This window comes from Thorsellia kenyensis, from assembly GCF_042432445.1.
GTDB classification, from domain to species: domain Bacteria; phylum Pseudomonadota; class Gammaproteobacteria; order Enterobacterales; family Thorselliaceae; genus Thorsellia; species Thorsellia kenyensis.
Genome location: NZ_JBHLXE010000105.1, coordinates 61,516 through 88,005, shown reverse-complemented (window position 1 = coordinate 88,005; position 26,490 = coordinate 61,516). Strand labels below are relative to the sequence as shown.

Below are 26,490 nucleotides of genomic sequence, written 5' to 3'. Positions count from 1 at the left end.
TTTTTTTTAAAAGTTATTTTCTTACTATCCAACAATTGATTTGGTACTTTGTGCAAATTTATTTAGAGCGATTAAAACAGCGAATAGACGCTATCAATCAGTTAAGAATTGAGCGGGCATTAGAAGGAATGCCTGCCCATTTTTGTCTTGTCTATCAACTAATCCCTCTTTTTTTGCATTATGAGCATCCTGCTATGCCTGGCTATTTATTGCAAGGTTCCCCTCATGGTATCACAGGATTTCAACCCAATAATCAGGATATCGCTCTTTTATTACAAGAAGTGGATTCACTATTAAACGACCCAGAATTTTCGTTTCACACATTCAGCGCTAACAAAGTAAGCAATTCAAGGGAAAATAACTCAAATTGGCAGGCTCCTATCATAGCGGTCTATTCTATGGGGAGCACCTCTTATCTTGGGCAAAATCAATATTCCGATCTTGATATTTGGGTATGTCATCAATCCTGGCTTTCTGAGTCTGAGCTCGAACAACTCGCTCACAAATGTTCGTTGCTTGAACTATGGGCGAGTAACTTAGGTGTTGACTTGACCCTATTTTTGGTCGACGAAAATCGATTTAGGCATAAATTAAGTGGTGAGCTTGATAATGATGATTGTGGTACTTCTCAGCACTATTTATTATTAGATGAATTTTATCGCTCAGCGGTTCGGTTAGCTGGTAAAAGGTTACTATGGTACCTTATACCTAAAGAGGAAGAGAGTCATTATGATGAATATGTCACCTATTTATATTCTCATGGAGTGTTAAAACCCAATGAGTGGCTAGATTTAGGCGGAGTAGGTGCAATGTCAGCTCGTGAATATTTTGGAGCGAGTCTATGGCAACTTTATAAGAGCATTGATTCTCCTTATAAATCGGTCATCAAAAGTTTATTACTTGAAGCGTATTTCGCTCAATCTCCTAAAACTACTTTGCTCGCCATAGAAATCAAAGACTATTTGCAACAAGGAGATATTATCGCTTCTGGTTTAGATGCTTATTTATTTATGTTGAAAAAAATCAGTGATTATTTGATTTCGAATGAAGATTTTGACCGATTGGAATTTATAAGACGCTGCTTTTATTTGAAAATTAATGATGCAGATAGACAAAGTAAAGAGAGCTTGGCCTCAGGTACTAAAGAGAACTTTTCAAGTCCTTGGCGTAGAAAGCTGATTGCTCAGTTGGTGAAAAGCTGGGGGTGGTCTGAGGAGAAAGTTGCATTTTTAGACAATAGAGCACATTGGAAAATTGAAGAAGTTAAAGAAGCTTATGATGAAATTTTAGTTGCAGTAATGGAAAGTTATCGCAATTTAATCCGTTTTGCAAGGCAACACGATCTCAGTGTCAGTGCAAGTCCTAGAGACATTAGTATTTTGACTCGTAAGCTTTATGCAGCCTATGAACAATTACCAGGAAAAATTACGTTAATAAATCCTCAAATTTCACCTGATATTTCGGAAAAGCATTTAACATACGTCTATGTACCAAAAGGCAGAGTAAACAGGACAGGATGGTATCTTTTTAACAGAGCGCCTTATGCAAAGGAGATGCTAGGTGCCAGAACCATAGAATATAGTTTTTATCTATCTAAGCTGATTTTGTCAAGCTATTTGAATGGTCTTTGGATTGATGAAACGGTTATCTCTTTATTTAACCAAACACCACACCAACATGACAAAATCCTACGGTTTTATCAGGATTTAAAAAAACTAATCCCTAAAGAGGTAGAAAGTCCTTCTCCTACAGATCTTTATGCACCCGCAGAAATTAGGGATATGCTAGTCGTGCTCAATCTAGAAAAAGATCCTACCATTGATTATTTAGATGAAATTCATTTTGCTACTGAACAGCAAGGAGGTAAATATCTTGAATTTAATGATTCTACACTTTCCTATGAGCTCAATGGCGAATTAATTTGCCTTGTGGGTAGCGTAGATATTATTTATCGAAACAGTTGGAACGAGATGCGAACACTACATTTTAATCAACAGTTTGCGCTAATAGATGCTTTAGAATCCATTTTATCTAAAATGCATCAATATGCGATTCCCCCAAAAAATTTGGATGTAGTAAGTTATGGACATTACGAAAATATTAAAATGGCTGAAGAAGTCAAAACAATTTTTATGCAATCAATTAATTTAAGATTAATCCATGCCATCAAAGATGAAACTGAAACAGTCCAGCAGAGTATTCATAAGAGAACCCCTGCTATGCAATTAAGTCCTGATGATGAAGAAGCACTTTATTTACTAGGTCGGCAGACAGGGGTTAAGTTGATAGTTCTTGGCCAACAAATTTTTGGACTATTTTTTGAACGTTTAGGGGTGAAAGTAAAACAATTTGAGCACACCCATGATATTTTTAAAGACATTACTGAACATAAGTTAGAAATGCTCAGTCATAATAAATCAGTAAATACTTCATCTCTTATAGGAATAAAGCAGCACAACATTCCACAAATTATAGAAAGTTATGCGTGTGAAGGAATCATTCAATTTTTCTTTGAGACACTCTCTGATAGCCGATATTTCAATACATATATCTTAGATGAAAGAAATGCACTAGAAGTATATTATCATTGTGAAGGTTCTCAAGAAGCTTTGGTAAACGATGTAAGTCGTTTCTATTCCGCTTCACATGAACGATTTACTCTCTCTTCAAGAGGGGTAAGTTTTAATCTACCACAATTTTACCATGTGAAAACACAAGGAACGAGTCAAATAATTACTCCTTACGAGTGAGATATTAGATTAAATGCTTTCATGGGAAAATGGCCCATATTCTAATCAATTAAAAAAATCTCACCAATTTATCCCAAGAAGAAAAGTATATAAGCACGAATTTATTTAATCAAAAATGTCTCGCCAGATTGGCGGCACAGAGCATCAGTTAATACATCAAATAAATCATCCCCAGCCCTGATACATAACCATTTATTGGATGCTTTATCAAATGCAAAGTGGTGTCCATTGAATTTAGTCGCCATCCAGACCTGATGAAGCGGTTCTTGCTTATTTAAAATGATTTTACTGTTGTCATGAAAGCTTATTGTTAGAATACCCGAATGAATTTCATAATCTAAATCATAATCACCAGTGTAATTATCTAACGCATCTTCAATATAAAAGAACAATGTATCTACTTTTTCATGAAATTCTAAATCTTGCATGGTTTACCTGCCAATGATTATTAATAAAAACTTTCTCGTCAGCCTAAATTCTTTGAAGATATCATATCATATCCCATCAAAAGTTTCTGATTTTTAAAAAGGCAAATTGTTAAATTTACAGTCAAGTGAGTAAACGAGGCACTGAACTAATTCTGGGAAAAATGAAGAAAAATGAATTCATAAGTTGACGATTAGAGATGCCTTGTAGATAATGAGGTGATTGTCTTAATAATTCAAAAATTCATTTTACAAAGTAGGTGTATTCAATGGCCAAGTTAACTAAAATAGGATGTATTATCATGCTATTTCTCTCTTTAACTCAAATTGTAGGGTGTGGGCTAAAGGGGCCTTTATATATGCCTAAAGCTTTTGTATCGATAAATAAGTAGATTCTGAATATGCAATTTACAAAGATGCATGGGCTAGGTAACGATTTTATGGTTATTGATGCCGTAACTCAAAATGTATTTCTTACTCCACAAACGATTAAACATCTAGCAGATAGACATCTTGGAGTAGGTTTTGATCAACTTTTATTAGTTGAGCCTCCTTATGAACCAGATGTGGATTTCCATTATCGCATTTTTAATGCCGATGGATCAGAGGTCGCCCAATGTGGTAATGGTGCTCGTTGTTTTGCTCGATTTGTTCAACATAAAGGACTCATCAAAAGTAATACTATCAGTGTATCGACACAAAATAGAAAAATGGTGTTATCAATTCTATCTAATGGTCATGTTAAAGTAGATATGCAAGCACCTATTTTCGATCCCGCATTGATTCCATTTAAAGCCATAAAACAAGAAAAGACGTATCTTTTGAGAGTAGATGATAAAACAGTTTTTTGTGGTGCAGTTTCTATGGGAAATCCTCATTGTGTTCTGACGGTAGATGATATAGATAAGGCTCCCTTAGAGTCATTAGGTGCAAGCATTGAATTACATGAGCGTTTCCCTGATAGAGTAAATGTTGGGTTTATGCAAATATTGACAAAAGATAGCATTGCCCTTCGAGTGTTTGAGCGAGGGGTGGGAGAAACCAAAGCATGCGGGAGCGGTGCTTGTGCTGCTGTAGCAGTAGGTATTTTGCAAGGTGAACTTATTAACAAAGTAACCGTAAAACTTTTGGGCGGAGAACTTGTGATTGAATGGCAGGGAGAAGGTCATCCTCTTTATATGACTGGACCTGCTGAGATAGTTTACGACGGATATATCACACTATGAGCCTCACTTTAGCCCCTAATTTAGCCGACGAGAACGTTAATTTAGATAGCTATTGGATGCAAAAAGCTTATGAACAGGCTTTGATTGCCCAGTCACTTAATGAAATTCCGGTAGGAGCAGTTCTGGTTGCTGATAATGCATTGGTTGCAGCTGGGTACAATCAAATGATTTTATCTCACGATCCTTCAGCCCATGCTGAAGTGATTGCTTTAAGAAAAGCAGGACAAAACATCAAAAATTATCGTTTTTTAGAGACTACGCTTTATGTGACGCTGGAGCCTTGTATCATGTGCGCAGGGACGCTTATCCATGCACGAGTAAAGCGAGTGGTTTTCGGTGCTTATGATATGAAAACAGGGGCCGCAGGTTCGTTTATTGATATTTTCACTCAAGAGAATCTGAATCATTATATTGAGGTTCAAGGCGGAGTTTTACAGGCACAATGCCAGCAACTTTTGAGTGATTTTTTTAAAAGAAGGCGTAAAGAAAGAAAAGCTGAAAAACAGGAACGTACCTTAAATCATATAAATAACGATATCTGATCTTGTACTGGATGAAAATGCTAGCCGATGACTTCTATTAATTTCTGTATCTTCGGGTCGTTAAGGTTATTTATTAGGCGTTCAGACTAATGATTTATTAAAATAAGTTGCACGAAAAAAAATAATTGCTATCATAGTGTCTGTAACAATTAATAAGTGTCTATAGCTCAGTTGGTTAGAGCACCACCTTGACATGGTGGGGGTCGGTGGTTCGAGTCCACTTAGACACACCAATCTACAAAGTACCAATCTACAAAGTACCAATCTAAAAATTCATTTCTAAATTAGGCTCAACAAGTTATAACCTAGCTATTAAATAATCCTGAAATTATTTGATAAGTGGTATAGTAAAATTACAGTTGAATAAGTCACAATTTTACTCATTTTAGGTTATGCATAGTGTTACTTTTAGTAAAAATCGTTCTAGGATGCATATTTTTATATCTGCCTATCTCTTTTAAATATACCTCATCGCTTATTTATTGCCATTATTCGATAGTTGATACTAAAGTTGTACAATGTTTTTGTGAGCAAAATAGGATAAAGTGACTTAAAGCAACTTAAGGCCATTTATACTCAGAAAGAAAAGCTTTCTTCCTCTTCATGCTTTATAATAGTAAATAAATTCCTTATAATGCATTTAGTGAATTATCAGAACTATCTTTTTTGATTTAACTATAACAGAGTGACTAAAAATGAAAAAAACTAAAATTGTTTGTACGATAGGTCCAAAAACCGAGTCTGAAGAGATGCTTGGCAAATTAATTGATGCCGGTATGAATGTAATGCGTTTAAATTTTTCTCATGGTGATTATGAAGAGCATGGTCAGAGAATTAAGAATTTTAGGGCGATTTTAGCTAAAAAAAATACTCTAGGTGCTATTTTATTAGATACTAAAGGGCCTGAAATAAGAACAGTTAAGCTAGAAGAGGGGAGAGATGTTGCTCTGGTCCCTGGTCAAAGATTTACTTTTACTACGGACAGTTCAGTCATCGGTAATAATGAAAAAGTCGCTGTAACTTATTCTGGATTTGCCAAAGATCTCAGCGTGGGTAATACTGTGCTGGTTGATGATGGTTTAATTGGTATGAAAGTGATTGAATTAACCCCAACAGAAGTGATTTGTGAAGTATTAAATGCGGGTGAACTTGGAGAAAATAAAGGGATCAATTTACCTAACGTCACTGTTAATTTACCTGCCTTATCTGAAAAAGATAAAAATGATCTTATTTTTGGGTGTGAACAAAACGTTGATTACATTGCAGCATCTTTTATTCGTAAGAAAGCTGACGTGCTAGAAATGCGAGAGCACCTTGATAAAAATGGTGGTCAACATATTAAAATTATCTCTAAAATTGAAAACCAAGAGGGGCTAAACAATTTTGATGAAATTTTAGAAGTTTCAGATGGTATCATGGTTGCTCGAGGTGATTTAGGTGTGGAAATTCCTGTAGAGGAAGTCATTTTTGCTCAGAAAATGATGATTGAAAAATGTAATGCAGCGCGTAAAATTGTTATTACTGCAACTCAAATGCTGGACTCAATGATTAAAAACCCTCGTCCAACACGTGCTGAAGCAGGGGATGTTGCTAATGCGGTGATAGATGGAACGGATGCGGTGATGCTATCTGGGGAAAGTGCTAAGGGTAAATATCCTCTTGAAGCGGTTACAACGATGGCTACAATTTGTCAGCGTACAGATAGAATTATGCCGATGCGTGTAGACATTAGAGCACCAGGAAAAAAATTACGTATTACCGAAGCTGTGTGTCTCGGGGCAGTTGAAACAGCTGAAACATTAGATGCATCTCTAATTGTGGTTGCCACTGAAGGTGGAAAATCTGCTAAGTCTATACGTAAGTATTTTCCACATGCAATGATATTAGCGCTGACAACGAATCCTACGACTGCACGTCAGCTGTCCTTATGCAAAGGCGTTATACCTATGATCACAGACAAAATTGACTCTACCGATGATTTTTATCATTTAGGAAAAAAAATGGCTGTGAGTTCAGGTCTAGCTCAAAGAGGTGACGTTGTGGTGATGGTTTCTGGTGCTTTAGTACCCCAAGGAACAACGAATACAGCCTCAGTCCATGTTTTAGATTAAAAAAACATGAATAGATGTTTGTTTTTATATGTAACAAGGTGTAGAATAGAGAAAGGTATCAGTAAGCATTTTAATTATCTTCAAAACTGATTGGGTTTTAGATTACTTAAAAAGCGTAAAATAAAACATAGAAAATTATTTCTTTTTTATGTGATACCTGCGATAATAGTATCGCTACATGGAAATAATTTAAATTAATTTTTTTTTAGAGGATGTAATAATGAATCGTAAAATCGTTTTAGGTGCTATCGTTTTAGCTTCTACAGTTCTTGCTGGTTGTGCTTCTAACTCACGTGTTGATGCAATCGAATCTAAAGTTGACGGTATCTCTGGTCAATTAACTGCTATCAGCGGCCAATTAGATGCAGCTTTAGGTGAAGCTAAACGTGCTAACGATCGTTTAGACAACATGCAAAAGAAATCTTACGTTAAATAAGATTCTTTTAAATGTTTTTTTGGCGCACTTAGTGCGCCATTTTTTTTGCCTTTTTTTTGCCTTTTTTTTGCTTTTTGACTTATTGTGCCCATTTAATCTTTTCTTTACATAGCCAAATTATGATTTTGAGTGTATTATAACAACAATATGTTTTATTTAGTTTAATGGGGTAATTCGCAGGTAAGTTGTCTCAAATATTTATACTCAGTACCTATTGGGTGTTAGATAGTTAAAATAGTTCACATGATTTTATGTTAGTTTAAACCGATTTAATCGCACTAAGGTTTTAATATTAGGTAAAAGTGATGTATAAAGCTGATCTATACAATTCTTCAGGTTCTATGAACAAAAGGGCACAGTGGGAACAATTTGCCCCTCTTGTCAGACAAGAGGCCCTCCGACTCCAAGTACGTTTACCTGCCTCTGTTCAATTAGACGATCTTATTCAAGCAGGGGCAATTGGGCTATTAGATGCGCTAGATAAATTTGACTCTTCACATGGAACAGCCTTTAGTACATATGCAGTTCAAAGAATCCGAGGTTCCATGTTAGATGAACTTAGAAGTCGAGATTGGGCTCCTAGAAGCGTTAGACGTAATGCTCGAGATATTGCTAAAGCGATTAATAAATTAGAGCAATTGCTACTAAGGCAACCCTCAGAAGTTGAAGTCGCAGAATACTTAGGGATTACGTTAGAAGAGTATTGGAAAATGCTTCAAGACACAAATAATACCCAAATCATTGACTATGAAGAGTGGCAAGATGAAAATGAAGAAACCATCATCGATGCAGCCGCTTCTATTGAACTTGAGCAAGAACAGCAAAATCCATTAAAATCTCTTATGGGAGATGAACTAAAAACACAAGTGATTGAAGCGATAGAAACCCTACCCGAAAAAGAAAAAATGGTACTTCATCTTTACTACCAAGAAGATCTTAATCTCAAAGAGATCGGCGCCGTACTTAATGTAGGAGAATCAAGGGTGTGCCAGTTGCATAGTCAAGCGGTGAAAAGAATAAGAGCCTATCTTTCAGATTATTAGTCGTTTTTTTACCAGTATTTTAAGGTGTCTGATTTTAAAAGCATTAAAAAAGGCCTACGATGAGGCCTAGTCGGATTAACTTAATTAATATCCGCTTATTACTTTCATGATATGCTGAAATTTTACTTCGTTGATGTCTTTGTGAAGAACTAATCGCAATTGTGTTCCACTACCATAGTATCCTATCAAAATGCCATTTTTCTCCATCAATTGATGTAACTTTTGCAACTTTTCTTCTGTATCATCAATAAAGAGCATGTTTGTATGTGCTTGGTTACCTTCAAGATGAAAGCCTTTTTCCATAAGTAACTTAGCGAGTAATTCTGCATGCAGATGATCTTCTTTTAAACGTTCCACGTTATGATCTAAAGCATATAAGCCTGCACTTGCAAGTACTCCACTTTGACGCAAGCCACCACCAAGCATTTTTCTCCAAGACCGAGCTCGTGCAATAAAATCTTTGCTACCACATAATACTGATCCGACAGGAGCCCCTAAACCTTTAGATAAACAAATTGATACAGAGTCGTAACATGATACGAGATCATGAATTGCTATACCTGTCTCAATAGATGCATTAAAGATTCTAGCACCATCAAGATGCGTTTTTAAGCCATGGGTCGATTTTGCCCAATGACAAACATCCTGCTGATACGTTAAGTCAACGACTCGACCATTGAATGTATTCTCAAAGCAAAGTAGTGCCATTGGGGCAAAATGAATATCTTTGGGTTTTATGCTTTTTTTAATTAATTCAAATTCTATCTGACCATTCGCAGATTGAGGAAGTGCCGTAGGTAATGTACTTCCTAACACTGCACTTCCTCCCCCCTCATATTTAAAAATATGTGCATCAGAACCTACGATAAATGCCTCACCTCGCTGGCAATGTGATAAGATAGCCACAAGATTAGATTGTGTACCAGAGGGCATAAATAATGCCGCTTCTTTTTGGGTTAATTTGCACAGTGTTTCTTGTAGTTGATTAACTGAGGGATCATCAGAATATACATCGTCTCCAACAACAGCATTTGCCATGGCTTGACGCATATCATTACAAGGACGGGTTACTGTATCGCTTCTTAAATCAATTATCATTTTTTTCTCCAGTACTCTGTTTAATCGTTATATTTGAGGAGTAATTTACCATTAAAAGGGCTTGAAGACACGATATTTGTTGTACAGAATGCACCTTAAACCCTGGTAAATACGAATCTTATTAGGTAAATATTTATGTGGAGACAGGTTAATTTCATCTGTTTTTTCAAGTTTTTTGATTTATTTGCATAAAAGGCCTTTATGATAATGAATTCTTCCTCCCAGCAAATTGAGCCCAATAACAAGGACGTTGAATTTTTTCGCAAGAAACGATTTGTTCTGCTTTTAGGCATAATTTCTATGTTAATGCCTTTAGCTGTTGATCTCTATTTATCAGCTATACCGGCTATGGCTAAGTTTTTTCAAACAACCGATGGGCATGTCCAAATAACACTAAGTAGCTATATTTTAGGATTTGCTTTAGGGCAACTGATATATGGTCCTATCTCAGACAGTATAGGGCGACGTCCCATCATTATTTATGGTATATTAAGTTTTGCTTTGATATCAATTATTTGCGGATTTGTTTCCAGCATTCAACAATTGATCCTTTTACGATTTTTCCATGGCTTTGTTGCAGCCTCTGCTGCAGTGGTCATCAATGCCTTATTAAGGGACATATATGAGAATAAAGAATTCTCAAGAATGTTTTCTATGGTGCTTTTAGTAAGTAATATCGCGCCATTAACTGCCCCTTTATTAGGGGGGTGGATTTTATTATGGTTTAATTGGCAGGCAATATTTTGGGTATTAGGTACGTTGTCTGTTGTTACTCTTTTCGTCTCTTTTTTATATATTAAGGAAACGCTTAAACCTGAAAATAAGCAGCGATTTAGTTTAAGGCATATTCGAAAAAATTTTTATGCCATTGTAACAAATCGTGCAGTTTTCTTTTTTATTTTAACTACAGCCTTCTCATTTGCAGGTATGTTTGCATTTATTACTGCGGGCTCTAGCGTTTATATTGGACAATTTGGTATAAGCGAAGCACATTTTGGTTACTATTTTGGCTTGAATGTGCTTTGTATGATGTTACTTAATATAACGAATACCCGTTTAGTAAAACATGTAGGGGTATTTAAAATGTTTTGTATCGGAATATCGTTACAAGCATCTATGGGTTTATTGCTCATTATTGCTGCTTGGCTTAAATTTCCATTTATCTATTTTGTTTTTTGTATATCTGGTTTTGTGGGAAGCTTAGCGATGGTCAATTCAAACGCAATGGCCATGATTATGGATAAATTTCCTAATTTTGCAGGTACCGCCTCCTCATTAACAGGGACATTTCGGTTTGGGGTTGCTGCCCTGGTTGGGATGTTATTAGCAAGAGTGCACACCCAAAGTGTCTGGCCTATGGTGTTGACCATGAGTGGATGCGCATTTATTGCGATGTTATTTGCCTTAATTGCTATTAAATCTGTGAAAAAGTAATTGCTTGACTGTATCTGAGTGGGGACTGATGGACTCTTGTAGTGAGTGATATTAAAAATTAATTAAAAATCCATAAGTAGTTTGTATAGAATTTAATACTTTGCAGAGATATTTCATTTAGTTATCTCTGCAAGAGATTCTACAAGTAAATAACTTACTGTTAGGTGGGTTGTTACATATTCATTGTGTTTGGCATTTCACTCTATTAAAACTAGCTTAATAAGGAAGATTGATTAATAGCATATTCAATTCCTCGTAATTCTGCTAATCCTTTTAATCTGCCAATGCATGAATAACCAGGATTGGTTTTTTTGTGTAAATCATCAATCATTTGGTGACCATGGTCTGGTCTAAAAGGAATAAGAATAAGATCGCCACTCTTTTGCCTATTTTTTTCGATGTCCAAGAGTGCTTTAATTATGTGGTACATATTGGCATCTCCTTCTAGATGGCCCGCTTCATAAAAACATCTAGGATCTGCTTCTCTTTTCACTGATCTTAAATGAACAAAGTAAATTCTTTCCTTAAATGCTTCTATCATTCCAAGTAAATCATTATCCGCTCTGACTCCATATGAACCAACACAAAAGGTAATGCCATTTTGTGTGCTTGGGACTGCATCAAGCAATAATTTTACATCTTCCTGTGTAGATATTATTCTAGGCAGACCCAATATAGGATATGGGGGATCATCAGGATGAATTGCCATGCGGATATTTTCTTTCTCACAAACTGGCATTAATTCGTTAAGAAAATAGAATAAGTGTTTTCTTAAAAGAGAAGCATCGATATGATGATAAGTATCTAATGCAGATTGAAATTCTTGAAGTGTATACCCTTCCTCAGAACCAGGTAATCCCGCAATGATATTATTAGTTAGTGTCTTTACCTCAGTTTCTGTTAATTGTTTAAAATAGATGCTTGCTTTGTCATAATCTTCTTTCGAATAAGAATTTTCAGCACCTGGTCTTTTTAAAATAAAAAGCTCAAAAGCTGCAAATGCATGATAGTCAAATCTTAATGCCTTAGCGCCATTTTCTAATTTAAATCCTAAATCAGTTCTTGTCCAATCAAGAATTGGCATAAAATTATAGCAAATCGTTTTAATACCACACTGTGATAAATTAACTAGTGTTTGCTTATAATTTTCAATCCAAATGTGAAAATTACCTGTCTGTGTTTTAATTTCTTCATGTACAGGGACACTCTCGACTACAGACCAAACAAGACCAGCTTCTTCAATTAAATTTTTTCTAGTTAATATTTCTTCTATTGACCATATTTCACCATTTGGAATATGGTGCAAAGCTGTAACGATACCCGTAGCTCCAGCTTGCCTAATATCTTGTAAGCTGACAGGGTCTTTAGGTCCGAACCAGCGCCATGTTTGTTCCATCTTCATTTCCTTTATTAAGTTGCTATAATTGATACTGATAAATTATTTGAATAAAAAACCATCAAATTCAGGATCATCAACATTAGATAGCTTAAATAATGTCTGTTTTACATTTTCTAAGTGTTGCCACATGGCATCTCTAGCCCCTGTTGGATCCCTTCGTTGCAGGGCAAAAAGAATTTTTTCATGATCATCTATCCATTGAGTTCGATAACTCTTATCTAAAATTCTTTTATGAAGTTGAGCCCACATTTCACTTTTATTCCTTAATAGCCATAGTGCCTTGATGGTCTCAACTAAAATAGAGTTTTGGGATGCCTCAGCTATCGTCAGATGGAAAGTTTCATCTGCTTCATAATCTTCAATATGTTGTCCTAAATTCAGTTTATCCTCTTCAATAGTCTCTTTAAGTTTTACTATTTCTTGTTTAGTAATATTGATTGCAGCAAAACTTGCTATTTGGCTTTCCAAAATTTGTCTAGCTTGAAGTAACTCAAAAGGACCACACTCTATGTCCATAGAAAATGGGCTGCTCTCAGATTTTAGAGAATTATCATTTTCCTCTTCCATATTAGGTAGTTGAATAATATAAACTCCTGATCCTTGTTTTACTTCAACATACCCCTGTATTTCCAGCATTATAATTGCTTCTCTAACAATAGAACGACTAACGCCGAGGTTTTCAGCCAGTTCTCTTTCTGGCATGAGCCTATCATTGATATGATAGTTCCCGCTATTGAGTATTTCTTTTATCTTTTCAGCAATTGCTTTGTAAGGTCTATTTGAGTTGGCATGCTTCATTTATCTATTCCTTTTAGTTCTGAACAAGCATACTCCATTTATTTTATTGGTCAACCAATTTCTAGAGCGATTGATAAAAATTAGATAGCACTGAAAATGCCTGTTTCTTTGTTTTCTTATCATTGGCAATAAGGCCTTTAAGGTTCCATCCTTGCTGATAAATATTTTGTCTTCTTTCTACTCTAAAATCATAAAGAATCCAAGGAGATATCCCCTTAACATAAGATAAACATTTTAAATAAGCAATTTGTTTTTCATATACTTCTGTCATATACATTTCACTAAAAAAACCAGACATAGGTTTATTTGGTCCAATATAGCCATCAGCTCCCATTTCAGAAATAATTACGGGTTTATCTGGATTTGAATTTTTTCCAATTTCAATCAAATCGTTGAAGTTTTCTTCATACCAGCCATAATATTCATTTATACCGATCACATCTAAATATTCAGTTAATCTGTCTTCTATTGTATTATTTGAATGATTGATTAAACAGGCAGCTGAAACTAAGCGTGTCGGATCGTAGTCCTTTGCCATTTTAGCTAGCGATGACATAAAGTGTAATCGTTCATCAGTGTCAGCATTTTCATTACCAATAGACCAAATAATTACACTTGCTCTATTCATATCCCGAATAATTAGCTCAAGCAGCTGATTTTTTGCGTCTTTTAATGTGGCATGATTATCGAATGCAATAGCCCAGTAAACGGGAATTTCAGCCCAAAGAAGGATTCCGTAATGATCGGCAAGTTGGACTGCTTTTTCATGGTGTGGATAATGTGCAAATCTCATATAATTACAGCCAAGTTCTTTGGCGTGTTTAAATCGACGATGAAGATCTTTCTCTGTAACCACTTTTCCTAATAAAAGATCATCTTCATGTACACTGATCCCTTTTAAAAAAACAGGCCTAGAATTAAGTAAAATTTCAGTACCTCTTACCTCAACTTGTCGAAATCCAACAAAATCAGTAACTGAATCATTTTGGTATGTAAGCTTAACTTGGTATAATTTTGGAAAGTCAGGCGACCATAATTCAGGTAAGGCGTTAAATTCAAATAATGTTTCTCCATGAGTAATCGGGATAGTCTGTTTTATTCCAAGTTCATCAATAGACAGTAGGGCATCTTTTGCATGGCCATGCGCCGTAACTTTTACAATTAACGTATTGTATTTAGAATCAGGTTTTAAATAAATATGAAAACTTTTTATGTACTCTTGAGGAAGATGGAATAATTCAACTTCTCTGTATATACCACCATAATTAAACCAATCGGTATTTCTCATAGGAACGCGGTCTAATGTTCTCGTATTATTAACACAGATCATTAGGGTATTAGTACCTTCCTTTAAATTCTCTGTTAATTCGGCAAATATAGGCGTTGAACCACCATAATGATTACCAATATATTTGTTATTCAAGAATATTTTGCATTCATATTGTGCAGCCCCTATTTTAAGAAAAGTCAGTGGCTTATCTTGGCTTTTGGTATAAGTAAATTGTTTTGTATACCACGCGCTTCCTTCAAAAAAATACCACTTTTCTTTTTGCATTTGCCAGCATGAGGGAACAGGAATGGTTTCTCCTTGATAGGGATCATAATCCCAAGGTTCAATTCTGTCTTGCTGTTTTGTAGGTAGCATCTCAAACCATTTTTGCCTTAGACCTGTATCTAAAAGATCTACTGCAAAATTCCAATCACCATCTAGAGAAATAGCCGGCCTATTGGCGGAAAAAATCATGGTCTCGTGATTGAGATTTTGTAAGTTAAATGGTAGGTCATAATTTTCATCATGTAGGCAATTTAAGGCATTTTCAGCTAAAGAAGATCTTTCAAGCATGTGATTATATCCTTTGTATAAGGTTCATCTTATGAAGCGTAAGATGAACCTTATATTGTATGTTATTTATTTTAAGGCTTCGATTTGTTTTACATATTCCGCAATTGCTGGATTATTGATGGCTTCATCTCTAATAGGTTTTACAGCATCTTGGAAGGGTTTTTTCTCAACGGTAACAAATTGAACATTCATTGTCTCTTCAGCTTCTTTCATTGAGGCTGCTGTCATTTCTTGCCAAAGAGTTTTATGATGTTGCATAGACGCATCAGCTGCTTGCTGTATTATTTTTTGGTCCTCGGGGCTGAGTCCATCCCATACAGTAGAGCTTATTAACAGAACATCTGGGATCATGGTGTGTTCATCTAATGAAAAAATATTTGCAACTTCGCCGTGTCTTGCAGTTGTCAATGCGGTTGGATTATTTTCAGCTCCGTCTACTACACCTTGCTGCAGTGCTGTGTATAATTCACCATAGGCTAGAGGTGTTGGGGCACCTCCCATTAATTCAATCATCTTAACTGCTGTAGGACTAGGTTGAACTCTAATTTTTAAACCATTTAAATCTGCAGGGGTGTTGATGGGTTTTTTAGCATAAAAACTTCTTGCACCAGCGTCGTAATAGGTCAATCCAATGAATCCTTTATCTTTTGAAGCCTGAAGGATCTCTTTCCCAACCTCTCCTTCTAATGCACGATAGTAATGATCAATATCAGTGAATAAATAAGGAACATTAAAAGCACCATAAGCAGGTTCAAAAGACTCCATTTCACTTGCATTGGATTTAACCATATCAAGGGCGCCATTTTGCATCAATTCCATTGATTCTCTTTGAGTTCCTAATTGACTATTTGGATAGATGCGAATTTTGATGCCACCATCACTTAAGCGTTTCGCTTCATCTGCCATAAATTGCATTGATAAATGTACCGGATGATTTTTATCTTGATTATGGCTTAATTTGAGTGTGGCATCAGCAAATGCAGTAGCTGATGTAAAAAGAGTGGTGACTATAACAAGAGCACTTAGAGAAAATTTAATTTTGTTATGTTGTTTTTTTGAATCTACACGATTTAGCATATGTTACCTCTCATTGTGAATGTGAATTAATTGATTATCACTGATTTGAGGTGTTCATTAAATGAACACAAACAAAATATGAAGATGAGAAAGAAGAGTTATGTCCAGTGATGCTAAAACTATGAATGACCCCACTTAAAAGTTCAACCAAAAAATCTTAATTGGTAGACCTTTGTCATGTTTTTACTTTAAATGATCGACCAATTTTTCTAATTGTGATATAAATCACTAAATAAAATACGATTGTATGTTTGAATGCCTGTTAGGCAAAAAGGTTTGATTGAGATTTAAATGTAATCTTTGATTTTATGAATTTAATTTAAACATCTAATTAATACAGAAATTTAAGTTAACGAAGAATTGTAAAAGGGTGGTTGTATGAAATTTTTAAATGATATGTTGAATAAAATAGCGCAAATTTTTTGTGTTTTGATTGGTACAACGTTAGTTTTTTGTGTTGTTTGGCAGGTATTCTCACGATATGTTTTAAATTCTCCAAGTACTTTTACTGACGAACTTGCTAGATTCTTGTTTATATGGGTGGCGTTATTTGGCGCTGCATATACTGTAGGATTAAAGAAGCATTTAGCTATTGATTTTCTTTTAGTGAAATATGAGAACACCCCAAAAAAATTAGCATTATTACGCATATTGATTACTTTGATAAGCTTAGCTTTTGTAGGCCTTATCATGATTTATGGTGGTATAAATTTAGTACAAAAAACGTTTTCTACGGGGCAAATATCTCCTGCCTTAGGTATTCAAATGGGCATAGTTTACATTGCTATTCCAATAAGTGGAGTCATGATGCTTTGGTACATGATGGTTGAATTAGTACAAAGCATTGACTTGTTCAGAACTGGAAATGAAAGAAAGTCTAGCATCTAATTTTCATTGCTTGATATCAAAAAGAATTATTGGCAGGAGTAAGAATTATGGATTGGCAAGTACTTATTGTTTTATTTGGTAGTTTTTTCGTTTTATTAGGAATTGGTGTACCAGTCTCTTTTGCGATAGGAATTTCAAGTTTGTTGACAATTCTATTGGCCTTACCGATGGATGCTGCAATTGCGGTCATATCTCAAAAAATGGCTACAGGGCTAGATAGCTTTGCTTTATTGGCCATTCCTTTTTTCATACTAGCAGGAAACATTATGAATCAAGGGGGGATTGCGATGAGGCTTGTTGAATTTGCAAAAATCCTTGCAGGTCGACTACCAGGTTCTTTGGCTCACGTAAATATTATTGCAAATATGCTATTTGGTGCAATTTCTGGTTCAGCAGTTGCTTCTGGTGCAGCAATTGGCGGGACAATGGCTCCATTACAAAAAAAAGAAGGCTATGATCCTGCCTTTTCAGCCGCTGTTAATATCACCTCATGTCCAACCGGATTGTTAATACCTCCAAGTAATGCATTCATTGTGTATTCATTAATCTCAGGCGGGACTTCCGTGGGCGCTCTGTTTCTGGCGGGCTATATTCCAGGGATTTTAATGGGACTTGGACTTATGCTTGTTGCTGCTATCATATCAAAAAGAAGAGGTTATACCATAACGATTAAACCAACAAGAAGCGAAGTATTTAAAAAAACGTTCGATGCAATTCCTAGCTTAGGTTTAATTGTTGTCATCATGGGTGGGATTGTTGGCGGTATATTTACTGCAACGGAGGCTTCTGCTATCGCGGTAGTTTATACTTTTGTTCTTGCTGTTTTGGTATATAAAGAGGTAAGCCTAAAGCAGTTACCTAAGATCATGCTGGAATCGATTGTTACTTCTTCTATAGTATTACTCTTGATTGGCGCTTCTATGGGAATGTCTTGGGCTATGTCTAACGCTGATATACCTTATATGATCAGTGACAGTTTACTTGAATTATCTGATAATCCGTACATCATTCTTCTGCTTATTACAATCATTCTTTTGATTGTTGGAATATTCATGGATATGACACCGGCATTATTAATTTTTACGCCTATCTTTTTACCTGTAGTAACAGAATTAGGCATTGATCCTGTACATTTTGGTATTGTGATCGTGTTCAATCTCGCAATTGGTATTTGTACACCTCCTGTGGGTAGTGCTCTTTTTATTGGCTGTTCTGTCGGGGGAGTAAAGATTACAGATGTTTTAAAACCATTAATTCCTTTTTACGCTATCCTTTTAGTAACACTATTACTCGTAACCTATATCCCACAAATCAGTTTATTTTTGCCAGAATTATTTTTAGGTTAGATTAATTTTTTAGTATTGTTCTCGTTTATTTCTTTATTACTTTTAAGTATAGGTTGTTGAATATGAAAACCGTAAAAAACTGGGTTATTGAAAGTATTACTCCAAATTTCATTGAGTTGATTTGTGATGAAAAGCATTCCTTAAGGATTTATGTTTTAGAAGAAACCCTTTTTAGAGTCATGTTTCAAAAAGAGGGTAAGTTGCAACTTGATAGAACTTGGACTGTTGCACCAGGCTCTAATGAAACGCCTATAGAGGGACGTTCTCGATTTGATTTATCTGGTTTCTCTTGTCCAAATTTCAGCACCGAACAGATTTCTAAACATGAATTGAGAATAGAAACGACTCATTTAAGATTGAGCATAACTCAGCCACTATGCTTGCATTGGGAACATAAATTAGACGGCCAGTGGCAGTCTTTAGTGCATGACAGAAAAACAGGAGCTTATCAATTAGGTGTAAATTCATATAAAAATGCACATTTTATGAATTTTGCACCAGATACTAAGTTTTATGGTTTGGGGGAAAAGTCAGGATGGCTAGAAAGAACTAAAAAACGTTTCGAAATGCGCAATTTAGATGCCATGGGGTATGATGCTGAAAATACTGATCCTCTCTATAAACATATACCATTTTTTATTGCAAAACCTAATTCTCACTTAGGTACCCAAGGGGCTTATGGTGTTTTTTATGATAATTTAGCTCATAGTTGGTTCGATTTAGGTAACGAGCTTGATAACTATCATGTGCGCTACACAAGTTACAGAGCTGAAGATGGTGATTTAGATTATTATTTTATATATGGAACAAAAATAAAATCGGTGACTCAACAGTTTGTGAATTTAACTGGTAGAACACTTTTTGGCCCTAAATGGGGGCTAGGTTATAGTGGTTCTACCATGCAATATACTGATTTACCAGATTCACAAAAATTACTTACTCAGTTTTTAGATAAAACCTTCGAGCATCAAATAGCTTGCGATTCATTTCAAATGTCATCCGGTTATACTTCTATTGGAGACAAACGCTATGTTTTTAACTGGAATAAGGAAAAATTTCCTGATATTTTTGCGTTTACCAACTATTTTCACTCTAAGGGAGTACATCTTGCGGCAAATATAAAACCTTGTTTATTGCACGATCATCCATATTATCAAGAAGCTAAGTCTAATAGACTTTTCATTCAAGATAGCCAATCAGATTCTCCCGAATTTTCTGTATTTTGGGACGCTGAAGGTTCACATCTAGACTTTACGCAACCCAAAACAATTGAATGGTGGAAAAAACAAGTCACAGAACAGCTTTTATCAAAAGGAATTGAGTCTACTTGGAATGACAATAATGAATATGAAATATGGGATAGTGGGGCTCGTTGCTTTGGTTTTGGTCAAGAAATTCCCATTAATTTAATAAGGCCTATTCAACCGCTATTAATGATGAGATCTTCCTTTGAAGCGCAAAAAGAGTTTGCTCCTGAAAAAAGGCCCTACCTTATTTCTCGTTCTGGATGTCCTGGAATGCAACGATATGTTCAAACTTGGAGTGGTGACAATAGAACGAATTGGAATACTCTAAAATTTAACATTCAGATGGGTTTAGGAATGAGTCTTTCTGGTTTGTATAATGTAGGTCATGATGTCGGCGGATTTTCTGGTCAAAGGCCTGATTCAGAATTATTCATTCGCTGGGTTCAAAATGGCATTATGAATCCAAGATTTACAATTCATTCATGGAATGATGATGGGAGTGTTACTGAGCCTTGGATGCATTCAGAAGCGACGCCAGTTATCCAAGATATAATTGCGTTAAGATATAAACTCTTACCTTATATCTATGATGCGTTCTACAAAGCTTGTGCTTATAACGAGCCTATGCTGAGGCCTACTTTTTTAGATCATGAACATGATTTAGAAACCTTTGTCCCTTCTGATGATTATTTATTTGGTCAAGATTTATTGATTGCTAGTGTTGTTGAACCGGGTGCTCGTAAGCGAACAGTTTATTTACCTGATAATACTGTCGGTTGGTATGATTTTTACAGTGAGCAATGGTTAAGTGCAAAACAAACAATAACACTTGAAGCTCCTCTTGAAAGAATACCTCTTCTTGTTAAAGCGGGTACTTGCTTACCAATGAGTGAAAGGATTGGAGCGGTGAATGCAAAACTTGATGATAAACGGGTTATTAAAGTCTATCCGTTTAAGGGAGTGAATGAGGGTTCTTGTTTAATTTATGATGATGATGGTGAAAGTTACAATTATCTAGATGGCTTTTATTTAAAGTTAAATATTGCAATGAAAACTAATGGCGAGACAATTGAGTTAACTGTTGAAACCGAAGGAAGTTACACTCCTGCTTATAAAACCATTGATTTTGTAGTGGTAGGTAATGACTCAAGGCAATTATTTGTGAATGGTCAAAAGCAACAAAACTGCCGTTATATTTTTGAATTAAATGGTTAATAAGGATCTCAAAATGACGTTTACCGCTTCGAATTCAGAGGTTCAAGTTCAAAAAAAATTGCTCAAACCCAAAATAATTCATTTGGGTTTTGGCGCATTTCACAGAGCCCACCAAGCCAGATATTTTGATGAACTTTACAAGAAAGGTGAAAGTGATTATGGAATATGTGGTGTCAATTTGTATAGTGGAGTACCCTTAATTCAGTCACTAAAGCTGAGTAATTATCAATATCCTATACTAGAACAGACTGCGACTTCTTCTGATGTAATTAATATTGACAGCGTGGTGAAATGTTTACATCCACAAATTGATGGTTCTCAGGCTATCATAGAACAAATAGCTGATTGTTACACAGAGATTGTTTCTTTAACGATAACAGAAAAAGGCTATTATATTGATGAGGCGACTCAGAGACTTGATATACTGAATCCCTACATTGCTCAAGATTTAAATAATTTACATACACCACAAACTGCGATTGGATATATCGTGGCAGGATTAAAACTTCGTTATGAAAGAGATATGGTTCCTATTACCATATTATCTTGTGACAATCTTCAAAATAATGGTAATAAAATTAGAATTGCGGTAATTGATTTCGCTCATCAAATTGACCCGGGTTTAGCGAACTGGATCAGCACTCATATTTGTTTTCCTTCAACTATGGTGGACAGAATTGTTCCTGCAATGACTGAAACAAGCTTTGATGAGTTTACCAAAATCACCAGACTTTCTCATCCAGGTGCTTTGATGACAGAATCATTTCGTCAGTGGGTAGTTGAGGATAATTTTGCTCAGCCAAGACCAAAATTAGAATTAGTGGGTGTTCAATTTGTTAAGGATGTTATGCCTTTTGAAGAGATGAAATTAGGTATGTTAAATGCCAGTCATTCATTTCTTGCGTATTTAGGTTTTCTTGGCGGTTTTAAAACAATTGACGAAGTAATTAATGAGGAAAGTTTTCGACAAGCCACATTAGATTTGATGATTAAATATCAGATCCCTACATTAAAAATAACAGATCAAGGTTTTTTAATAGATTATGCCTATGCATTAATAAAACGATTTTCAAATCCTCATCTAAAGCATCAAACTCAGCAAATCGCTCAAGATGGAAGTCTTAAAATTCCCCAAAGGCTATTACATAGCCTTAAATGGCATTTAGCCCAAAACACTGTTCCTATCCTACCTGCCCTAGCTATAGTAGGATGGATGAGATATGTTGCAGGTATTAATGAAAGCGGGGAAGTATTTAATGTTGTAGATCCGAAATCTCAAGAATTTAAATCTATTTATCAAGAGTATAGCTTTACCGATGGATATGTAGAAACATTATTAAGCATCTCAACAATTTTTGGTCAAGATCTTGGTAAAAATACTGCTTTAGTTAATACCTTATGCAAACTATTTAATGCGTTAAATAAACATGGAGCTAAAGTCTTTGTAAAACAATTAGTCACTCAAGAGTACAAATTATGAAAACCTTTCTAGACGATGATTTTTTATTACTGTCCGAGCCTGCAAAAATTTTATACCACCAATTTGCAAAAGATATGCCTATTTATGATTATCATTCCCACCTCAGCCCTAAGCAAATAGCTTTAGATACTAAATTTGAAAATTTAACTGATATATGGCTCAAAGGAGATCACTACAAATGGCGAGCGATGAGAACATTTGGCATCGATGAAACTTTAATAACAGGTGACGCGAGTGATGAAGATAAATTTTTAGCATTTGCCAAAATGATTCCCTACACTATTGGTAATCCCATTTATCATTGGACTCATTTGGAACTGAATCGTCCTTTTGGAATTAACGAAGGAATACTATGCATAAAAAATGCAGGTGATATATGGAACAGAGTAAATCAAAAACTTAAAGAGGATGATTTTTCTTCACGAGGAATTTTAATGAAAATGAATGTTAGGGTGGTGGGAACAACAGATTGCCCTACGTCTTCGTTAAAATATCATCAAATACTTGGAGCGGCTAATGATGGGGCATTCAAAATGGTGCCTAGTTTTCGGCCTGATCCTGTGCTAAAGATTGAGCGCAATGGCTTTGTTGAATATATAGATAAATTGTCAGAGGCTTCAAATATTTCTATCAATTCATATCAAAGTCTAAAGGATGCTTTAATTCAAAGAATAGACTTTTTTAATGAACTAGGTTGTGTAGCGGCTGATCATGGACTAGAAATTTTAAGATATCATTTATGTAGTTCTGAATTAGAATTAGAAAGGATCTTTACTAAGGCTCTAAAAAAACAATCATTAAGTGAAGATGAAGTGGCTCAATATTTTACTGCAATGCATACTTTCTTGGGTGAACAATACCATGCTCGTGGATGGGCGATGCAAATGCATATAGGAGCTATTAGGAATAATAATACAAGGATGTTTAATCAGCTAGGAGCTGATGCAGGCTTTGATTCGATAGGGGATAGAACCTATGCGTATGAACTATCGAAATTATTAGATGAGTTAGATAAGAGAAATGTACTACCTAAAACTGTCATTTATTGTTTAAATCCCAGAGATAATGAAATGATTGCAAGCATGATTGGTAATTTTCAATCTAATATTCCAGGAAAAATTCAATTTGGCTCAGGGTGGTGGTTTAATGATCAAAAAGATGGCATGCAAAGACAGCTTCAACAACTCTCATCTTTAGGTTTACTGAGTCAATTCATAGGTATGACTACTGATTCAAGGAGCTTTTTATCTTTTACGCGGCATGAATATTTTAGGCGTATTTTATGCCAAATGGTGGGGCAATGGATTGTAGAAAAAGAAGTACCGGATGATTTTGAATTTTTGGGTAAAATAATTCAGTCAATATGCTATGACAACGCTCATAATTATTTTAATCGAGAGGTCCGTTGATGTTAAACATAGGTATGCTTGGTGAGTGTATGATTGAACTAAAAGGTGAGCCTTTTCGTTCGGTATCACAATCTTATGGTGGCGATACACTAAACACTGCGGTCTATTTAAGTCGTTGTATTCGTAATAATTTCAATGAAACAGATGTGAAAGTACATTTTGTGACTGCTGTTGGAGAAGATGCTTTAAGTCAAAAGCTCGTTGAAAAATGGGTTGAGGAAGGGATAGAAACTGATTTTGTTTTTACATCTAAGACACGTCACTGTGGATTGTATTTTATTCAGTTAGATGAGAGAGGAGAGCGTTCATTTCAATATTGGCGCAATGATTCGGCTGCGAAGTATTTCTTTACTGAGTTTTATGATGACAAGAGAATTGAATTACTGGCGCAGCTAGATTATCTGTTGCTAAGTGGAATATCTCTTGCCATTTTACCTGATGAAGATAAACCAAAATTAATTGAGCTTTTGAAAAAGTTAAAGGCTAAAGATGTAACAATTGTTTTTGATGGAAATTTTAGACCCAAATTATGGGGTGATTTAGATATAAGTACTATTAAGGGATGGTATGAAGAGATCTATAAGTTGTGTGATATTGCATTAGTAACAGATGAAGATGAATTTGCCATATTTGGCAAGTGTCATACTGATGCTTTGCTATCACGTCTCCATCATTATGGGGTTGATAAAATTGTGATAAAAATGGGCGCAGATGGATGTTTATTAAGTCAGTTTGGTGAAGAAAAAAAACATGTTGCAACTGAGAAAATTCCTCATGTTGTCGATACGACTTCTGCTGGCGATTCATTTAACGCAGGGTTTTTATATGGGATTTTTTCTGGAGACTCTTTGGTAGGGGCCTGTGATTTTGGTAATTATGTTGCAGGACAAGTAATTCAATACCCTGGCGCAATTATTGAACCTAGTGTTAAGTTTATTAAAAAATAAGAGGCTAAAATGTTAAAAGAGAAACTCAGTCAATTTCAAATTGTTCCTGTTATTGTGATTGAAAATAAAGATGATGCGTATAAATTAGGTCAAATTCTTATGGAAGAGGGGCTTCCTGTTGCTGAAATTACTTTTAGAACAAAGGCTGCAGCAGAATCTATTCGAATAATGAGAGATAATTTTCCTGAGCTATTAATCGGCGCTGGAACAGTTTTAACAGGTAAGGATGTTAAAATAGCAAAAGAAGCTGGGGTAGATTTTATTGTTTCTCCTGGTTTTAATCCTAGAACCATCGATGCGTGTAGAAATGAAGGTATACCTATTGTACCCGGTGCTAATAATCCAACAGCGATTGAAATGGCATTAGAACTGGATGTGACATTACTAAAGTTTTTCCCAGCAGAAGCCTCTGGGGGTGTTCCTATGATTAAGGCTTTACTTGCACCTTATCAAGACATTTATTTTATGCCTACTGGTGGGATCACAATAACTAATATTCAATCTTATTTATCTATCGATAGAGTGGTTGCATGCGGCGGTTCTTGGATGGTAAATGAAATTTTCTTTAAAGAACAAAATTTTGATAAAATACGGCAAGAAATAAAAACAATAGTAACTTTATTGGGAAAAAATAAATAATAAAATCAGGCAGGTCGATTAATTTGAATATGAGTAAATTAAATAGTATTTAGATTTGTAATTGACCTCTAACAACGACATTCCCTATCGTAGAAAGCTCTTCATTGATTCGTCTAAGAGCCATGTTAATCGCTTGCCAGGCAATTTCATTAAGGTCACTAACAATACAAGGGAACTTGAATCCATAAATATTAGCGTGAGAAACTTCATCAATACTAAATAGGCAAAAGTCTTTTTGGGGCATCAATCCCTTTTCAATACATGCTTTTATAATCCCTAGTGATATTTGGTTGTTACACCCCACAAAATAATCAGGAATATTCGCTTTTTTTAAGTGCTCTACTGTAGCTAGATATGCTTCATTCATCAAAAAATCCGCAAAAATAGTTTCAATGTTGGTATAGTTTTCTAATATCATTTTGATACCGGAAACTCTTTCTTGTGCAACAAGGGAATCTTTTGGTCCGGAGATTATGGTAACTTTTTTTACCTTTTGATTGACCAAATAGCGACCTACTTGAATTCCACAATCTATATTATCGATATAAACACCACTAAAAGGGCTGTCAGGAATATGTCTATCTAACAAAATGACTGGAATTCCCAGAATTTTAAGTTGTTTAAAATAGGGAGGATTATAAGAAATTTCAGAGGATACTACTGCGAGAATAATGGCGTCAACGCCATAACCAATTAATTTATCGATTATATTTTGTTCATTATGAATGGATTCATAGGAATCAAAAATTAGAGTATCATAACCATTTTGATGGGCTTCTTCAGTCATGAACTTGGCTAAGTGACTAAAAAAAGGATTAGAAAGATCTGGTGTTACAATACCTATTGTCTTAGATGATTTAGCTCTCAGATTTCTAGCTGCGGTATTGACAACATAGCCTACTTTTTCAGCAGCATCTAGTATTCTTTTTAACGTTGTTTGATTTACTTTTTCTGGCTGAGAAAAAGCTCTAGATACAGTCACCTTACTGACATTCGCTAATTGGGCCACATTATCTAATGTAACTTTATTTATACGATAATTAGCCAAAATATCTCCTAAGAAAGTCTCAATGAAACATAACATTTATCTTAATGTTATTTTATCATGATTTGGAAGAATAGAGGACATATTTTAGA

Annotated in this window: 22 protein-coding genes and 1 tRNA gene; 16 read left to right on the top strand and 7 right to left on the bottom strand. The window is 35.2% G+C overall.

Annotated features, from left to right (window positions below; translation table 11 throughout):
* Nucleotides 1-50: 50 nt before the first annotated feature.
* Nucleotides 51-2,750, top strand: a complete 2,700-nt coding sequence (locus ACFFIT_RS11030; RefSeq protein ID WP_385877725.1) for a class I adenylate cyclase domain-containing protein — start codon at nucleotides 51-53, stop codon at nucleotides 2,748-2,750.
* 101 nt (nucleotides 2,751-2,851) lie between these two features.
* Here ACFFIT_RS11030 and cyaY read toward each other — a convergent pair whose 3' ends face one another.
* Complete coding sequence (gene cyaY, locus ACFFIT_RS11025; RefSeq protein ID WP_385877724.1) at nucleotides 2,852-3,178, bottom strand: iron donor protein CyaY; 327 nt, start codon at nucleotides 3,176-3,178, stop codon at nucleotides 2,852-2,854.
* A gap of 266 nt (nucleotides 3,179-3,444) precedes the next feature.
* Here cyaY and lptM point away from each other — a divergent pair, with 266 nt between their 5' ends.
* From lptM to ACFFIT_RS10990, 7 genes are all read left to right on the top strand, one after another.
* Entirely contained in the window at nucleotides 3,445-3,567 is a 123-nt protein-coding gene (gene lptM, locus ACFFIT_RS11020; protein WP_385877723.1) for an LPS translocon maturation chaperone LptM, read from the top strand.
* A gap of 9 nt (nucleotides 3,568-3,576) precedes the next feature.
* Nucleotides 3,577-4,401, top strand: a complete 825-nt coding sequence (gene dapF, locus ACFFIT_RS11015) for a diaminopimelate epimerase (protein WP_385877722.1) — start codon at nucleotides 3,577-3,579, stop codon at nucleotides 4,399-4,401.
* Nucleotides 4,398-4,943 carry a tRNA adenosine(34) deaminase TadA gene (gene tadA / locus ACFFIT_RS11010; protein WP_385877721.1) on the top strand — a complete coding sequence of 182 codons (546 nt, stop codon included), beginning with the start codon at nucleotides 4,398-4,400 and terminating at the stop codon, nucleotides 4,941-4,943. The genes dapF and tadA overlap by 4 nt, the downstream gene beginning before the upstream one ends.
* A gap of 156 nt (nucleotides 4,944-5,099) precedes the next feature.
* Nucleotides 5,100-5,176, top strand: a tRNA-Val gene (locus tag ACFFIT_RS11005).
* 462 nt (nucleotides 5,177-5,638) lie between these two features.
* Nucleotides 5,639-7,054, top strand: a complete 1,416-nt coding sequence (pykF, locus tag ACFFIT_RS11000) for a pyruvate kinase PykF (RefSeq protein ID WP_385877720.1) — start codon at nucleotides 5,639-5,641, stop codon at nucleotides 7,052-7,054.
* Nucleotides 7,055-7,274: 220 nt separating this feature from the next.
* A complete protein-coding gene (locus tag ACFFIT_RS10995) occupies nucleotides 7,275-7,490 on the top strand; it encodes an LPP leucine zipper domain-containing protein (RefSeq protein WP_385877719.1) in 216 nt (71 codons plus the stop codon).
* Nucleotides 7,491-7,795: 305 nt separating this feature from the next.
* A complete protein-coding gene (locus tag ACFFIT_RS10990) occupies nucleotides 7,796-8,533 on the top strand; it encodes an RNA polymerase sigma factor FliA (RefSeq protein WP_385877718.1) in 738 nt (245 codons plus the stop codon).
* An 84-nt stretch (nucleotides 8,534-8,617) separates the two neighbouring features.
* Here ACFFIT_RS10990 and ltaE read toward each other — a convergent pair whose 3' ends face one another.
* Nucleotides 8,618-9,631, bottom strand: a complete 1,014-nt coding sequence (gene ltaE / locus ACFFIT_RS10985) for a low-specificity L-threonine aldolase (protein WP_385877717.1) — start codon at nucleotides 9,629-9,631, stop codon at nucleotides 8,618-8,620.
* 207 nt (nucleotides 9,632-9,838) lie between these two features.
* Between ltaE and ACFFIT_RS10980 the strand changes: the two genes are divergently transcribed.
* Complete coding sequence (locus ACFFIT_RS10980; protein ID WP_385877716.1) at nucleotides 9,839-11,065, top strand: Bcr/CflA family multidrug efflux MFS transporter; 1,227 nt, start codon at nucleotides 9,839-9,841, stop codon at nucleotides 11,063-11,065.
* Nucleotides 11,066-11,276: 211 nt separating this feature from the next.
* Here the strand turns inward: ACFFIT_RS10980 and uxuA are convergent, their stop codons facing one another.
* The 4 genes from uxuA to ACFFIT_RS10960 all read right to left on the bottom strand — a co-directional run bounded on the left by uxuA (nucleotide 11,277) and on the right by ACFFIT_RS10960 (nucleotide 16,182).
* Complete coding sequence (gene uxuA / locus ACFFIT_RS10975) at nucleotides 11,277-12,461, bottom strand: mannonate dehydratase (protein ID WP_385877715.1); 1,185 nt, start codon at nucleotides 12,459-12,461, stop codon at nucleotides 11,277-11,279.
* Between the two features lie 42 nt (nucleotides 12,462-12,503).
* The gene (locus ACFFIT_RS10970; RefSeq protein WP_385877714.1) at nucleotides 12,504-13,262 is read right to left on the bottom strand and encodes an FCD domain-containing protein; all 759 of its coding nucleotides are present in this window, start codon (nucleotides 13,260-13,262) and stop codon (nucleotides 12,504-12,506) included.
* Between the two features lie 61 nt (nucleotides 13,263-13,323).
* The gene (locus ACFFIT_RS10965) at nucleotides 13,324-15,105 is read right to left on the bottom strand and encodes a glycoside hydrolase family 2 protein (RefSeq protein WP_385877713.1); all 1,782 of its coding nucleotides are present in this window, start codon (nucleotides 15,103-15,105) and stop codon (nucleotides 13,324-13,326) included.
* A gap of 66 nt (nucleotides 15,106-15,171) precedes the next feature.
* On the bottom strand, nucleotides 15,172-16,182 hold the full coding sequence (locus ACFFIT_RS10960) for a TRAP transporter substrate-binding protein (protein ID WP_385877712.1): 1,011 nt from the start codon (nucleotides 16,180-16,182) through the stop codon (nucleotides 15,172-15,174).
* A 378-nt stretch (nucleotides 16,183-16,560) separates the two neighbouring features.
* On the opposite strand from ACFFIT_RS10960, the gene ACFFIT_RS10955 reads away from it, so the two are divergent.
* From ACFFIT_RS10955 to ACFFIT_RS10925, 7 genes are all read left to right on the top strand, one after another.
* A complete protein-coding gene (locus tag ACFFIT_RS10955; protein WP_385877711.1) occupies nucleotides 16,561-17,070 on the top strand; it encodes a TRAP transporter small permease in 510 nt (169 codons plus the stop codon).
* 47 nt (nucleotides 17,071-17,117) lie between these two features.
* Nucleotides 17,118-18,416 carry a TRAP transporter large permease gene (locus ACFFIT_RS10950; RefSeq protein ID WP_385877710.1) on the top strand — a complete coding sequence of 433 codons (1,299 nt, stop codon included), beginning with the start codon at nucleotides 17,118-17,120 and terminating at the stop codon, nucleotides 18,414-18,416.
* Nucleotides 18,417-18,478: 62 nt separating this feature from the next.
* Nucleotides 18,479-20,878 carry a glycoside hydrolase family 31 protein gene (locus tag ACFFIT_RS10945; RefSeq protein ID WP_385877709.1) on the top strand — a complete coding sequence of 800 codons (2,400 nt, stop codon included), beginning with the start codon at nucleotides 18,479-18,481 and terminating at the stop codon, nucleotides 20,876-20,878.
* Between the two features lie 13 nt (nucleotides 20,879-20,891).
* Nucleotides 20,892-22,358 (top strand): mannitol dehydrogenase family protein, encoded by a 1,467-nt coding sequence (locus tag ACFFIT_RS10940; RefSeq protein ID WP_385877707.1) that lies wholly within the window; start codon nucleotides 20,892-20,894, stop codon nucleotides 22,356-22,358.
* On the top strand, nucleotides 22,355-23,767 hold the full coding sequence (uxaC, locus tag ACFFIT_RS10935) for a glucuronate isomerase (RefSeq protein WP_385877706.1): 1,413 nt from the start codon (nucleotides 22,355-22,357) through the stop codon (nucleotides 23,765-23,767). Before ACFFIT_RS10940 ends, uxaC begins: the two co-directional genes overlap by 4 nt.
* Complete coding sequence (locus ACFFIT_RS10930; RefSeq protein ID WP_385877705.1) at nucleotides 23,767-24,714, top strand: sugar kinase; 948 nt, start codon at nucleotides 23,767-23,769, stop codon at nucleotides 24,712-24,714. The genes uxaC and ACFFIT_RS10930 overlap by 1 nt, the downstream gene beginning before the upstream one ends.
* A 9-nt stretch (nucleotides 24,715-24,723) precedes the next feature.
* Nucleotides 24,724-25,353 carry a bifunctional 4-hydroxy-2-oxoglutarate aldolase/2-dehydro-3-deoxy-phosphogluconate aldolase gene (locus ACFFIT_RS10925; RefSeq protein ID WP_385877704.1) on the top strand — a complete coding sequence of 210 codons (630 nt, stop codon included), beginning with the start codon at nucleotides 24,724-24,726 and terminating at the stop codon, nucleotides 25,351-25,353.
* Nucleotides 25,354-25,402: 49 nt separating this feature from the next.
* Here ACFFIT_RS10925 and ACFFIT_RS10920 read toward each other — a convergent pair whose 3' ends face one another.
* Entirely contained in the window at nucleotides 25,403-26,401 is a 999-nt protein-coding gene (locus ACFFIT_RS10920; protein ID WP_385877703.1) for a LacI family DNA-binding transcriptional regulator, read from the bottom strand.
* Nucleotides 26,402-26,490: the final 89 nt, after the last annotated feature.

Bases quoted from the DNA above. Each gene is read 5' to 3' on its own strand.
- cyaY (WP_385877724.1), bottom strand. From the start codon at position 3,178: ATGCAAGATTTAGAATTTCATGAAAAAGTAGATACATTGTTCTTTTAT.
- lptM (WP_385877723.1), top strand. From the start codon at position 3,445: ATGGCCAAGTTAACTAAAATAGGATGTATTATCATGCTATTTCTCTCT.
- dapF (WP_385877722.1), top strand. From the start codon at position 3,577: ATGCAATTTACAAAGATGCATGGGCTAGGTAACGATTTTATGGTTATT.
- tadA (WP_385877721.1), top strand. From the start codon at position 4,398: ATGAGCCTCACTTTAGCCCCTAATTTAGCCGACGAGAACGTTAATTTA.
- pykF (WP_385877720.1), top strand. From the start codon at position 5,639: ATGAAAAAAACTAAAATTGTTTGTACGATAGGTCCAAAAACCGAGTCT.
- ACFFIT_RS10995 (WP_385877719.1), top strand. From the start codon at position 7,275: ATGAATCGTAAAATCGTTTTAGGTGCTATCGTTTTAGCTTCTACAGTT.
- ACFFIT_RS10990 (WP_385877718.1), top strand. From the start codon at position 7,796: ATGTATAAAGCTGATCTATACAATTCTTCAGGTTCTATGAACAAAAGG.
- ltaE (WP_385877717.1), bottom strand. From the start codon at position 9,631: ATGATAATTGATTTAAGAAGCGATACAGTAACCCGTCCTTGTAATGAT.
- ACFFIT_RS10980 (WP_385877716.1), top strand. From the start codon at position 9,839: ATGAATTCTTCCTCCCAGCAAATTGAGCCCAATAACAAGGACGTTGAA.
- uxuA (WP_385877715.1), bottom strand. From the start codon at position 12,461: ATGGAACAAACATGGCGCTGGTTCGGACCTAAAGACCCTGTCAGCTTA.
- ACFFIT_RS10970 (WP_385877714.1), bottom strand. From the start codon at position 13,262: ATGAAGCATGCCAACTCAAATAGACCTTACAAAGCAATTGCTGAAAAG.
- ACFFIT_RS10965 (WP_385877713.1), bottom strand. From the start codon at position 15,105: ATGCTTGAAAGATCTTCTTTAGCTGAAAATGCCTTAAATTGCCTACAT.
- ACFFIT_RS10960 (WP_385877712.1), bottom strand. From the start codon at position 16,182: ATGCTAAATCGTGTAGATTCAAAAAAACAACATAACAAAATTAAATTT.
- ACFFIT_RS10955 (WP_385877711.1), top strand. From the start codon at position 16,561: ATGAAATTTTTAAATGATATGTTGAATAAAATAGCGCAAATTTTTTGT.
- ACFFIT_RS10950 (WP_385877710.1), top strand. From the start codon at position 17,118: ATGGATTGGCAAGTACTTATTGTTTTATTTGGTAGTTTTTTCGTTTTA.
- ACFFIT_RS10945 (WP_385877709.1), top strand. From the start codon at position 18,479: ATGAAAACCGTAAAAAACTGGGTTATTGAAAGTATTACTCCAAATTTC.
- ACFFIT_RS10940 (WP_385877707.1), top strand. From the start codon at position 20,892: ATGACGTTTACCGCTTCGAATTCAGAGGTTCAAGTTCAAAAAAAATTG.
- uxaC (WP_385877706.1), top strand. From the start codon at position 22,355: ATGAAAACCTTTCTAGACGATGATTTTTTATTACTGTCCGAGCCTGCA.
- ACFFIT_RS10930 (WP_385877705.1), top strand. From the start codon at position 23,767: ATGTTAAACATAGGTATGCTTGGTGAGTGTATGATTGAACTAAAAGGT.
- ACFFIT_RS10925 (WP_385877704.1), top strand. From the start codon at position 24,724: ATGTTAAAAGAGAAACTCAGTCAATTTCAAATTGTTCCTGTTATTGTG.